Source organism: Limnohabitans sp. (genome assembly GCF_040401135.1).
Taxonomy (GTDB): Bacteria; Pseudomonadota; Gammaproteobacteria; order Burkholderiales; family Burkholderiaceae_C; genus Limnohabitans.
Map to the genome: position 1 here is coordinate 1 of NZ_JBBAOV010000051.1, position 12,115 is coordinate 12,115.

10 protein-coding genes and 1 riboswitch are annotated in these 12,115 nt (G+C 55.2%); of the genes, 9 read left to right on the forward strand and 1 reads right to left on the reverse strand.

Going from position 1 to position 12,115, the window contains the following annotated elements:
• Window positions 1-1,979: NADP-dependent isocitrate dehydrogenase (locus ABWP81_RS11145; RefSeq protein ID WP_353141802.1), on the reverse strand; the 1,979-nt coding region annotated here is incomplete at its 3' end.
• 196 nt (window positions 1,980-2,175) lie between these two features.
• On the opposite strand from ABWP81_RS11145, the gene ABWP81_RS11150 reads away from it, so the two are divergent.
• From ABWP81_RS11150 to ABWP81_RS11190, 9 genes are all read left to right on the forward strand, one after another.
• Complete coding sequence (locus ABWP81_RS11150; RefSeq protein WP_353141804.1) at window positions 2,176-2,967, forward strand: sulfite exporter TauE/SafE family protein; 792 nt, start codon at window positions 2,176-2,178, stop codon at window positions 2,965-2,967.
• Window positions 2,968-2,988: 21 nt separating this feature from the next.
• On the forward strand, window positions 2,989-4,788 hold the full coding sequence (locus ABWP81_RS11155) for a nitrite/sulfite reductase (RefSeq protein ID WP_353141806.1): 1,800 nt from the start codon (window positions 2,989-2,991) through the stop codon (window positions 4,786-4,788).
• 24 nt (window positions 4,789-4,812) lie between these two features.
• On the forward strand, window positions 4,813-5,184 hold the full coding sequence (locus ABWP81_RS11160; RefSeq protein ID WP_353141808.1) for a DUF934 domain-containing protein: 372 nt from the start codon (window positions 4,813-4,815) through the stop codon (window positions 5,182-5,184).
• A gap of 6 nt (window positions 5,185-5,190) precedes the next feature.
• On the forward strand, window positions 5,191-5,946 hold the full coding sequence (locus ABWP81_RS11165; protein ID WP_353141810.1) for a phosphoadenylyl-sulfate reductase: 756 nt from the start codon (window positions 5,191-5,193) through the stop codon (window positions 5,944-5,946).
• 19 nt (window positions 5,947-5,965) lie between these two features.
• Window positions 5,966-6,895 (forward strand): sulfate adenylyltransferase subunit CysD, encoded by a 930-nt coding sequence (cysD, locus tag ABWP81_RS11170; protein ID WP_353141812.1) that lies wholly within the window; start codon window positions 5,966-5,968, stop codon window positions 6,893-6,895.
• Window positions 6,895-8,169, forward strand: a complete 1,275-nt coding sequence (locus ABWP81_RS11175) for a sulfate adenylyltransferase subunit 1 (protein WP_353141814.1) — start codon at window positions 6,895-6,897, stop codon at window positions 8,167-8,169. Before cysD ends, ABWP81_RS11175 begins: the two co-directional genes overlap by 1 nt.
• 96 nt (window positions 8,170-8,265) lie before the next feature.
• Window positions 8,266-8,592 (forward strand): ferredoxin FdxA, encoded by a 327-nt coding sequence (gene fdxA / locus ABWP81_RS11180; protein ID WP_333844563.1) that lies wholly within the window; start codon window positions 8,266-8,268, stop codon window positions 8,590-8,592.
• A gap of 19 nt (window positions 8,593-8,611) precedes the next feature.
• Window positions 8,612-9,655 carry an NAD(P)/FAD-dependent oxidoreductase gene (locus tag ABWP81_RS11185; RefSeq protein WP_353136507.1) on the forward strand — a complete coding sequence of 348 codons (1,044 nt, stop codon included), beginning with the start codon at window positions 8,612-8,614 and terminating at the stop codon, window positions 9,653-9,655.
• A gap of 23 nt (window positions 9,656-9,678) precedes the next feature.
• Window positions 9,679-9,781: riboswitch (TPP riboswitch) on the forward strand.
• 72 nt (window positions 9,782-9,853) lie between these two features.
• Window positions 9,854-12,028 carry a TonB-dependent siderophore receptor gene (locus ABWP81_RS11190; protein ID WP_353141816.1) on the forward strand — a complete coding sequence of 725 codons (2,175 nt, stop codon included), beginning with the start codon at window positions 9,854-9,856 and terminating at the stop codon, window positions 12,026-12,028.
• Window positions 12,029-12,115 lie beyond the last annotated feature (87 nt).

The following is a 12,115-nucleotide window of genomic DNA, read 5'->3' on the forward strand; positions in this document are numbered from 1 at the left end:
CGGTTGTCAAGCTGGCCTGTTTTAGGCGATGGGTTCTTGTTGTTATCGAGCAATTTGCCTGTAGCTGCATCTAAGGTTTTAGCCAACACGGTGGCCTTGGCGTTGCCCGTCTTCAGGCCCAGATCTTCAAAACTAACCGCCAGCGCCAAAAACTCACCCAGAGAATCCCAGCGCAAGTGGTTTTCCTCAACCAGCTGTTGCACGTGCTTGGGTGCAGAGCCGCCTGCACCGGTTTCATACATACCGCCACCGGCCATCAAAGGCACTACCGACAACATCTTGGCCGAGGTACCCAATTCCATAATGGGGAACAAGTCAGTCAGGTAATCGCGCAAGATATTGCCAGTGGCGCTGATGGTGTCTAGGCCGCGCACCACGCGCTCCAGGGTGTAACGCATGGCACGCACTTGGCTCATGATCTGAATTTCCAGGCCGGCTGTGTTGTGCTCGTGCAGGTACATCTTGACCTTGGTGATCAACTGCGCTTCGTGCGGGCGGTACTGGTCAAGCCAGAACACCACGGGCATGCCAGAGTTGCGCGCTCGCGTGACGGCCAGTTTGACCCAGTCGCGGATCGCAGCGTCCTTGCACTGACACATGCGCCAGATGTCGCCGACTTCTACGTTTTCGCTCAACAAGACTTCACCCGTGTTGAGGTCCGTGATGTTGGCCACGCCGTCTTCAGAAATTTCAAACGTCTTGTCGTGTGAACCGTATTCTTCGGCTTGTTGCGCCATCAAGCCCACGTTGGGCACCGTGCCCATGGTCTTGGGATCGAACGCACCATGCCATTTGCAAAAGTTGATGATCTCTTGGTAAATACGCGCAAAAGTGGATTCGGGCATCACAGCCTTGACGTCTTTCAGGCGACCGTCAGCACCCCACATCTTGCCGCCGTTGCGGATCATGGCAGGCATGGACGCATCCACGATCACATCGTTGGGTGAATGAAAGTTGGTAATGCCCTTGGCCGAATCGACCATGGCCAATTCAGGACGGCCTTCATGGCAAGCGTGCAGATCACGGTTGATTTCATCTTGCTTGGACTGCGGCAGCGCGGAGATCTTGTTAAACAGATCGGCCATGCCGTTGTTCACGTTGACGCCCAAATCTTTGAACAAGGCATCGTGCTTGGCAAAAGCTTCTTTGTAAAAAATCTTCACGCAGTGACCGAACACGATTGGGTGCGACACCTTCATCATGGTGGCCTTGACGTGCAGAGAGAACATCACACCGGTTTGGTGTGCGTCTTCAATCTCTTTTTCATAGAACTCGAGCAAGGCTTTCTTGCTCATGAACATGCTGTCGACGACTTCACGGTCGAGCAAGGCGACTTTGGGTTTCAAAATAATGGTCTTGCCGCTCTTGGTGATCAACTCCATCTTCACCTCACGGGGACGGTCCATCGTCATGGACTTTTCGCCGTGGTAGAAATCGCCAGCGTGCATGTGCGAGACATGTGAACGCGAAGCCTGGCTCCACTCGGCCATGCTGTGTGGGTTCTTGCGAGCGAACTCTTTCACGGCGCGAGGTGCGCGGCGATCAGAGTTGCCTTCGCGCAAAACGGGGTTGACCGCAGAGCCAGTGCACTTGGCGTAACGCGCCTTGAGCGCCTTTTCTTCATCGGTTTTGGCATTTGCTGGATAGTCAGGTAGCGCATAGCCCTTGGACTGCAACTCTTGAATGGCGTCAGCCAACTGGCCCACCGAAGCACTGATGTTAGGCAGCTTGATGATGTTGGCTTCTGGCTTGAATGTCAGCTTGCCCAACTCTGCCAAGTTGTTAGTGACGCGTTGCTCAGGCGGAAGCAAATCCGAAAATTCACCCAAGATGCGCGCTGCCACAGAAATATCACTAGACACAATGTCAATGCCAGCAGGCGCGGCAAAGGTGCGAATGATGGGCAAGAACGAAGCCGTCGCCAACAAAGGGGCTTCATCAGTCAGGGTGTAAACAATTTTCGAATTTTCAGCAGCCATTGCTCGGTCTCAATCTTTATTTGGATGGGGTGAAAAAATACGGGCTTCAGCCAATATTATCCACGCCACTTTAGTCCAGCCGTCCCAGCGCTTTGCTTACGCCCCGCACTGCTGAAAAAGCCTTATTCCAAATTGGCATATATGTAGAACAAACAAATCGTTTGTTTTGGCATAAAGACCACCTACAGTCCATGCCATGCAAGATTTTGGTTTCGTATTCGCTGGCTTCTTTGTGGGCTTAGTTGTCGGTTTAACAGGCGTGGGCGGCGGTTCACTGATGACGCCAATTTTGATTTTCTTCTTTGGCGTCAAGCCTTACATGGCCGTGGGCACTGACCTGCTATTTGCCGCCTTCACCAAGGCGGGAGGCACATTCAGCTTTGCGCGTCAGCGCATCGTGCCGTGGCGTGTGGTCATTGCCTTATGCGCAGGCAGTATTCCCGCTGCGGGTGTCACGCTTTGGGTGTTGCACAACATGGGCCCGTCGGACCCCGCGGTACAAAAAGTAATGACGCTCACTCTTGGCGTGGCCTTGCTGCTCACCGCCAGTGCCATGCTGTTCAAGGTGATTCGCGGCAAGCAAGCCCCTATGGTACTCGCCGAAGAAAACCTGTTTGAAGCCACACAGCCTCGCCATTGGGCCCTGCCCGTGTTGTTTGGCGCGGCCATCGGCATCTTGGTGACACTCACATCCGTGGGCGCAGGAGCCATTGGCGTGACGGTGCTTATGATCCTGTATCCACAACTGCCTCTGTCGCGCATCGTGGCAGCCGACATTGCGTATGCCGTTCCTCTGACAATGGTGGCGGGCTTGGGCCACGCCTCGTTGGGTTCCGTCGATTGGTCCTTGTTGGGCTTGCTACTGACGGGCTCGTTGCCCGGCATCTGGCTGGGTTCACGTTTGATGCACAAAACACCTGAGCGCGTGATTCGTTCCATTCTTTCTGTGTTGCTGGCATGGGCTGGCAGCAAGTTGGTTTTTGCTTAATTTTTTCGTTTGAGTTCTTAGATGTATCAATACACCGCCTTCGATTCCGAGTTTGTCAAAGCCCGCGCTGCGCAGTACCGCGACCAACTCACCCGCAACTTGGCTGGCAAATTAGCCGACGACGATTTCCGCCCCTTGCGCTTGCAAAACGGCTGGTACATCCAGCGCTATGCACCCATGCTGCGCGTGGCTGTGCCTTACGGCGAGCTCAACAGCGCGCAGCTGCGCGTGTTGGCGCAAATCGCTCGCGACTACGACACGCCCTCGGCTGAACTGATTGAGCGCGCACAAAGCACGCAAGACAAGATTGACGGCACGTCCTCAAGCCCTATTCATGCACCCAAGCTCACCACCAACTACGGACACTTCACCACCCGCCAAAACGTGCAGTTCAATTGGATTCCGTTAGACAAAAGTGCTGACGTGATGGAGCTGTTGGCCAGCGTCAACCTGCACGGCATTCAGACCAGCGGCAACTGCATTCGCAACATCACCAGCGACGAACGTGCGGGCATTGCAGTGGACGAAGACGTCGACCCACGCCCCTACGCCGAAGTGCTGCGCCAGTGGAGCACTTTGCATCCTGAGTTCGCTTACCTACCTCGCAAATTTAAAATCGCCATCTCCGGCGCAACAGAAGACCGCGCTGCCATTGAATGGCACGACATTGGCCTGCGCTTGCTGCGCGATGACGAAGGCAATGTGGGCTTCAAAATTTTCGTGGGCGGTGGCATGGGCCGCACGCCCATCATCGGCACGGTGATTCGTGAGTTCTTGCCATGGAACCAAATCATCAACTACCTCGAAGCAGTGGTGCGCGTCTACAACGGCTGGGGCCGTCGCGACAACATCTACAAAGCGCGTATCAAAATTTTGGTCAAGGCCGAAGGCCAACGCTACTTTGACGAAGTCAATGAAGAGTTTGACCGCATCCTAGAAAACGGTGCACACCACACCATCCCTCAAGTCGAGCTTGACCGCGTGAGCGCCTGCTTTGTGCTACCGCCCGTGGATGTCGTGTCTGACGAAGCCCAAGAAGCCGCCGAACAAGCCTTGGTAGCCCAAGCCCGCGCCGACAAAGAATTCACCCGTTGGTTACAACAAAACGTGACCAGCCACCAAAACCCCGGCCTGCGCGTGGTGACCTTGTCGTTCAAGCGTTTGGGTCAAGCCCCAGGCGATGCCACCGCTGACCAATTGGCCATTGCCGCTGATTTGGCCGAAAAATACAGTGCCAGCGAAGTGCGCGTGAACCACGACCAAAACTTGGTGCTGCCTTGGGTGCGCATCGACCAACTGGCCGACTTGTACCAAGCCGCCAAAGCAGCAGGCTTTGCGCGCGCCAACGTCCACTTGTTGACCGACATGATCGCCTGCCCCGGCGGCGACTACTGTGCTTTGGCCAACGCCCGTTCGCTGCCCATCGCAGCAGCCATCACTGAGCGCTACCAAGACCTCGACGAGTTGTTTGACTTGGGTGAGATTGACTTGCACATCAGCGGATGCATCAACTCATGCGGCCACCACCACAGCGGCCACATCGGCATTTTGGGCGTAGATAAAGACGGCCAAGAGTGGTACCAAGTCACCCTTGGCGGCTCGGACGGCTCATTCTTAAGCGGCCCCTCCAAAGCAGGCAAAGTGGTGGGCCCCTCATTTGCCGCCACCGAAGTGGTGGATGTGGTGGAAGCCGTACTAGACACCTATCGCGACAAACGCGAAGGCCACGAAACCTTTGCACGCACGTTGAACCGCGTGGGCTTTGATGTGTTTAAAGCTGCAGCCAACTCCGCACGCAACGCCACCGCACGCGCTGCTTGAGACTGAACTGATACGAGAAGAACTATGAGCCTGCAAATCATTACCCAACACACAAGCAATGGCCACAATGCGCGCGCCTTGGCCAACGATGTAGACGTGCAAACCTTGGACCTTGAGGGCTTGGAGCGCATCGATTTGAACTTTCCCAAGTTCACCGACGGTCGCGCTTTTAGCCAAGCCTTTGTGCTGCGCCGACGTGGCTTTAGCGGCGATATCCGCGCACATGGCGATGTGCTGATAGACCAACTGCTGCAAATGCAACGCAGCGGGTTTTCTAGCGCGGTGCTACGCGACGACCAAGACGCGGCACACGGCGCCACCCTGCTGGGCCACTACAAAAGTTTTTATCAAGGCGATGCTCTGCATGCCACACCACACTTTGCGGACTTGGCTTAAACACGCATGAGCGCTTCCTCTTTTCTTTTGTCGGGCGGCACATCCAAAGCCACCACACTAAACGCCCACGCCAGCGACAACTTCGCCGCTAATCTGGCTGAAACTCAAGCCCTGCTGCAACGCGCCGCAACTGAGTTTTCACCGGTCACACAAGCCTCTAGCCTGGGTGCAGAAGACGTGATCATCACGCATCTCATCAACAGCCTGAAGCTGGGCATTCCTGTGTTCGTTCTCGACACCGGCGCTCTGCACACCGAAACTTTGGCTCTGCTTGAACGCACCGAAGCCACCTCACACGCACCCATCCACGTGTATCGCCCAGCACATGAATCGGTCATCCAGTTTGTACGCACGCAAGGACAAGATGCGATGTACAAAAGCATTGAGCTGCGCAAAACCTGCTGCGGCATTCGGAAGATGGAGCCACTCGCTCGCGCCCTCAAAGACCAACGCGCTTGGATCACTGGCTTGCGCCAAGAACAATCTAACGCTCGCGCCGATGTGCCGCTGCAAGACGACAGTGAAGTAGCCACCAAGAACATCAGTAAATTCAACCCCTTGGCCAAGTGGACTTGGGGCGATGTGTGGCACTACATCGCCACCCACAACGTGGACTACAACCCACTGCACGACCAGTTTTTCCCCAGCGTGGGCTGCGCGCCTTGCACGCGCGCCATCGCCATGGGTGAAGAGTTTCGCGCTGGCCGCTGGTGGTGGGAAGACGAAGCCGCAAAAGAGTGCGGTTTGCACGTGAAGAAATAAAAATAAAACTGAGAAATCTATGAACGCTATGACCCAAACCGAGTTGCACCATTTAAGCAACACCCACCTTGACGCGCTAGAGGAGGAAACCATCTTTATCTTGCGCGAAGTGGCCGCTGCTTTTGAGCGCCCCACTCTTTTGTTTTCGGGCGGCAAAGATTCGCTGGTTATGCTCAAGTGCGCAGAGAAGGCTTTTGGCAGTGGCCGCATTCCCTACCCACTGTTGATGATCGACACAGGCCACAACTTTAAGGAAGTGACAGACTTTCGCGACGCGCGCGCCAAAGAACTGGGTGCCGAGTTGATCGTGCGCAGCGTCGAAGAATCGATGAAAAAAGGCACTGTGCGCTTGGCACACCCCAGTGAGAGCCGCAACGTGCACCAATCGGTCACCTTGCTCGAAGCCATTGAAGAATTCCGGTTCGACGCCCTCATCGGCGGGGCCCGCCGCGACGAAGAAAAAGCACGTGCCAAAGAACGTATCTTTAGCCACCGCGACAGCTTCGGCCAATGGCAACCCAAGGCCCAACGGCCTGAACTATGGACCTTGTTCAACCACAAATTGCAGCCAGGCGAACACTTTCGCGTGTTCCCCATTTCTAACTGGACCGAGTTGGACGTGTGGCAATACATCGCCCGCGAAAAAATCGCACTCCCTTCTATTTACTACACGCACAAACGCGAAGTGGTGGACCGCCGCGGCCTGTTGGTGCCTGTGACTGAACTGACCCCACCGAAAGACGGCGAAGAAGTGGTGTTGCGTGACGTGCGCTTCCGCACCGTGGGCGACATCACATGCACCTGCCCAGTCGAGAGCACAGCGGCAACACCTGAACAAATCGTGATCGAAACTTTGGCCGCCGACGTGAGCGAGCGCGGCGCGACGCGCATGGACGACAAAACATCTGAGGCTTCAATGGAGAAGCGCAAAAAAGACGGGTATTTCTAATGAACGCACTTAAATTCATCACTTGCGGCTCGGTGGACGACGGCAAAAGCACGCTGATTGGCAGACTGCTGGTCGATACCAAAGCCGTGCTGCAAGACCACTTGGCGGGCGTGCAACGTTCTGACCAAAATGGTCAATACACGGACCTCGCTTTGTTGACCGACGGCCTGAGCGCAGAGCGCGAACAGGGCATCACCATCGACGTGGCCTACCGCTACTTCAACACCGAATCCCGCAAGTTCATCATTGGTGATGCACCCGGCCACGAGCAATACACCCGCAACATGGTGACTGCCGCTTCCAGCGCTGACGCTGCTGTGGTGTTGGTCGACGCTATCAAGCTGGATTGGAAAAACCCAGCGCTCGAACTGCTGCCGCAAACCCGCCGTCATTCGCTGTTGGTCAACCTGCTTCGCGTGCCTTCTGTTGTGTTTGCTATCAACAAACTTGACGCGGTGGAAAACCCAACGCTCGCCTACCAAAACATCGGCGCGGCCTTGCGTAAATTTGCACAAGAAGCAGGCATCAGCATCACGGCCATGGTGCCCGTGTCCGCCCTCAAAGGCTGGAACGTGGTGACCACCGAAAACAATGAGCAACCCGACTGGTGCGGCTACACGGGCCTAAGCCTGCTGAGCATCTTAGAAAAGTTGCCCAACACACCCGCAGAAACTGAAGTGGCCTTTAGCTTCCCCGTTCAGTGGGTGGAAAAATTTCACGACTCAGGCGTCACCACCCAAGGCCGCCGCGTGTTCTGGGGTCGTGTGGCCACGGGCGCCATCGAGCCGGGCCAAACCATCCAAGTGTTTCCTAGCGGGCAAACCGCTGTGGTGTCGCAAGTGTTGTCAGCCACACGCGAGCCACAAAACAAAGCCGCCGGCCACAGCGCCGGCATCGTATTGGACCGTGAAGTGGACGTGTCGCGTGGCGACTGGTTGCTAGCCTGCGAAGGCAGCCCAGAAGGCCAACGCCAGCTCAACACCACCATTGCATGGATGGACGACGAACCCTTGGTAGCAGGCCGTGTGTATTGGGCTTTGCACGGCCACCGCTGGGTAAAAGCCAAAGTGCAACGCGTGGTGCACCGCTTAAACGTGAACAGCTTGGCCGAGGAGGAAGCTACAGAGTTGGCCCCCAACGCCATTGGCCACGTCACTTTGGCCCTGCAAGAGCCTTTGGTGACGCTGCCTTTCACGCAGTCGCGTATCTTGGGCGCGCTAGTGCTAGTGGATACCGCCACGCACAAAACCTCGGGCGCAGTGTTGGTGAACTGAGCACCCGCCTAGTCCACCGCTCAAGCCGTTTAAAATTACTAGCTCGCAACCAGCGCATTCGGCTGGAGCCCCTCTTTCCTCATTGATTGAATAGACATGACGCACGTAGTCACCGAAGCCTGTATCCAATGTAAGTACACCGACTGTGTGGACGTTTGTCCTGTCGACTGCTTCCGCGAAGGTCCCAACTTTCTCACCATCGACCCAGACGAGTGCATCGACTGTGCGGTGTGCATTCCCGAGTGCCCAGTGAACGCAATCTACGCTGAAGAAGACGTGCCAGAAGGCCAAGAGCACATGACCAAACTCAACGCCGAACTATCGCTCATCGGCTGGCCAAGCATCACCAAACGCAAAACGCCAATGGCTGATGCGGATGCGTGGAAAGACAAAACCGGCAAACTCGCCGAACTCAAGCGCTAAGCACAACGCGCTCAGCTCCATGACGATTCACACCGACGCCGTCATTGTGGGCGCAGGCCCTGTGGGCCTGTTTCAGGCTTTTCAGCTTGGACTGCAAGACATTCGCAGCCACATCATTGATGCACTGCCACATGTCGGAGGCCAGTGCGTTGAGCTCTACGCTGACAAACCTATTTATGACATTCCCGGCATCCCGCTGTGCACGGGCCGTGAGTTGGTGGCGCAGTTGCAAGCCCAAGTCACACCTTTTGCGCCAAGCTTTCACCTTAATCAAGAGGTGACGCAAGTGGTTCGCTTAGACGATGGGTTCATTTCAGTGAACACATCGGCGGGTCAACATTTCATTTGCAAGGTGTTGGTCATCGCCGCAGGCGTGGGTGCGTTTCAAGCGCGCAAGCTGGCCGTCGAAGGTGCGACCGAACTTGAAGGCACGCATGTGCATTACCGCTTGGGCGACGCATCTCGTTTTGCGGGTCAAGATGTGGTGGTTTTGGGCGGCGAAGAGTCTGCCATTGCAGCCGCGCTGACACTGACGCTCGAAGCACAAGCCCCGTCTCAACAGCCGCGCAGCGTCACGCTGATGCACCGCCGCGATGTATTTACCGCCGAACCCTTGCTGCTGCAAGCCATGCGCGATGCCGTGGCCAGCGGCAAGCTGCAATTGCAAATTGGCCAACCCACTGCCTTGCTAAGCAATGCACAGCATCTGCACGCCTTACAAGTGGCCACGCCCGATGGACGAACCATTGAGCGCCCTGCACAACATGTGTTGGTGTTCTTGGGTCTATCGCCCAAGCTAGGCCCCATCGCCCACTGGGGCCTAGCCCTAGAGCGCAAGCAACTGGTGGTGAACACCGAAACCTTTGCCACCGATGTGCCTGGTATCTTTGCCGTGGGCGACATCAACAGCTACCCCGGCAAAAAAAAGCTGATCTTGTGTGGCTTTCACGAGGCCACCCTCGCCGCCTTTGGTGCTGCGGCCATCGTGCATCCCACACGAAAAACCCTGCTGCAGTACACGACAACGTCGACCGAACTGCACCGCCTCCTCGGGCTCGTTTAAAATTCATATCGCGTTAGCAATAACGCATCCGCTAGGGGTGTTGAAGCCGTCACCGACTTCGACTGAGAAAGTCCCTTTGAACCTGATTGAGGTAATCCTCGCGCAGGGAAGCTTGGTCTTACAACGAGGCTCTTCACTCACAAGAGTACGCACTCGTTTCAAAGTCAGCCGACCTGTCATAACGTTTAAGGAAACGTCATGGCAAACCATTCGCCATTTTTAAAAGCAACGCGCATTCATGCGGCCGTTGCACTGTGCATCGCATCGTGCGCGTCCGCTTGGGCGCAGCAAACCGCAACAGAAATCACCATCACCGACAAGCTGCCTGCACGCGTGTCGGGGTTTGGTGATGTATCGGCACAAGAGCTGCCTTTCTCCACGACCACCATCACCAGCGCCACGCTACAAGACATTGGTGCGCAACGTGTATCTGATGCTTTACGCTTAGATGCATCAGTAAGTGACAGCTATAACTCGCCCGCTTACTGGGACATCTTGAGCGTGCGCGGTTTCACCCTTGACAACCGCTACAACTACCGCCGTGAAGGCCTGCCCATCAGTGCGGAAACCATGATTCCCATGGACAACAAAGAGCGCATTGAGTTACTCAAAGGCACCAGCGGCATTCAAGCGGGTACAAGTTCGCCCGGTGGCTTGGTGAACTACGTGGTCAAGCGTGCGCCGACTAACGCAGAGCAACAGATTCGCAACATCACCCTGAGCTACGGCCAAGGCAACAACGGTTTGGTGGCAGCCGATTTAGGTGGGCGCTTTGGTGAAACGGCTGAGTTCGGCTATCGCCTGAACATTGCACACGAAGACCTCAACCCCTACATTCGCAACACCAAAGGCCAACGCAACTTGTTCGCCTTGGCCATGGATTGGCGGCTCAAGCCTGGAACCGTGGTTGATTTTGAATTTGAGCAATCACACCGCGAGCAAATTGGTATCAATGGCTACAGCTTGCTAGGTGGAATACTGCCATCCCCTGTCGACCCGCGTGTGAATTTAACGCGTCAGTCTTGGAGTCAGCCTGGCGTGTTTGATGCTATGACAGGATCTATACGCTTGCGCCAAGAACTTGATGCTGGCTGGAGTTGGACCACACAGTATGGTGCGCAACGATTGAAAACGGATGACCGGTTAGCTTTTGGCTTTGGTTGTAGCGCAGCAGGCGATTACAGCCAATATTGTGCTGATGGCAGCTTTGATCTCTATGACTTTCGCAGTGAAAACGAACGACGATTGACCGATGCATTCCAAACCCAACTCTCTGGGAAATTGAAACTGGGTAATTTGCAGCATGATTTGGTTTTGGGGTACTCACGTCAACGTCAGCTCGACCGCATGCCGCCGATGCAGTCATACAACTACAACGCAACAGCCTCAGTTTTTAATCCCTTCACAAGTACACCCAGCCCTAGCTATGTGACGCCCAATACCAATCGCAGCGAATACAGCACCGAGTTCAGCATCAAAGACCGAATGCATCTCTCAACTGCCACTTCACTATGGACAGGGCTAAGGCACGTCAACTACAGCAGAAGTAGCGAGCAAAACGAACACGCCGATCCAGTCCTCGGGTACCCAGATTTATACCCCAATGCCAAACAGTTCAAAGGCAGCATCAATGTGCCTTGGATTGCTGTATCCACTCAATTACAAGGTCTCGTAGCCTATGCTTCACATGGCCACGGAGTTGAACAATTTGTAACTCCCAACACTGCGGCCTATGGTCCTAATGCTGGCGCACAGCTAGGCATCGGAAGAAGTCGTCAAACTGAAGTCGGATTGCGCAACTTGCACGCGCAATACAAATTGGAATGGAGTGCCGCTGTTTTTCAAATATCTCGCCCGTATGCGCACGACTTGTTTGATGGCGGCAACTACAGCACACGTTACATTGATGGCACACAAACCCATCAGGGCTTGGACATTGGCGCAAACTGGCAGAAAAATCAGTGGAAACTGAGCACGCAAACACAATGGATGTATTCGAAATTGTCTGGCATGCAACTAAGTCCCGAAAGCGCGGGCTCTAAGCCATTGAACGTGCCTAAATTTGTATTACGTGGCATGGTCGAATACCGCTATGCCAGCATGCCCGGCTTGCGAACAGGTTTACGCATTTCGCATGAGGGCGAGCGAAACGTCACAGAAGATGAGCGCGTCAAACTGCCCAGTTGGACAACGTTGGATGCGTCGACGCACTATGACACCAAGATCAACAACGTGGCTTCCACATGGACACTGGCCATCGACAACATTGAAGATAAGCGTTACTGGCGCGAATCGCCGAAGCAATTTGGACACTACTACCTGTACCCAGGCGCACCCCGCACCATTCGCGCCACGGTGCAGTTCAGGCTCTAAGAATCACTAAAAAGTAAGCTATAATTTTCGACATTCCTCGATAGCTCAGTTGGTAGAGCGCCGGACTGTTAATCCGTAGGTCCCTGG

Bases quoted from the DNA above. Each gene is read 5' to 3' on its own strand.
- ABWP81_RS11150 (WP_353141804.1), top strand. From the start codon at position 2,176: ATGCAAGATTTTGGTTTCGTATTCGCTGGCTTCTTTGTGGGCTTAGTT.
- ABWP81_RS11155 (WP_353141806.1), top strand. From the start codon at position 2,989: ATGTATCAATACACCGCCTTCGATTCCGAGTTTGTCAAAGCCCGCGCT.
- ABWP81_RS11160 (WP_353141808.1), top strand. From the start codon at position 4,813: ATGAGCCTGCAAATCATTACCCAACACACAAGCAATGGCCACAATGCG.
- ABWP81_RS11165 (WP_353141810.1), top strand. From the start codon at position 5,191: ATGAGCGCTTCCTCTTTTCTTTTGTCGGGCGGCACATCCAAAGCCACC.
- cysD (WP_353141812.1), top strand. From the start codon at position 5,966: ATGAACGCTATGACCCAAACCGAGTTGCACCATTTAAGCAACACCCAC.
- ABWP81_RS11175 (WP_353141814.1), top strand. From the start codon at position 6,895: ATGAACGCACTTAAATTCATCACTTGCGGCTCGGTGGACGACGGCAAA.
- fdxA (WP_333844563.1), top strand. From the start codon at position 8,266: ATGACGCACGTAGTCACCGAAGCCTGTATCCAATGTAAGTACACCGAC.
- ABWP81_RS11185 (WP_353136507.1), top strand. From the start codon at position 8,612: ATGACGATTCACACCGACGCCGTCATTGTGGGCGCAGGCCCTGTGGGC.
- ABWP81_RS11190 (WP_353141816.1), top strand. From the start codon at position 9,854: ATGGCAAACCATTCGCCATTTTTAAAAGCAACGCGCATTCATGCGGCC.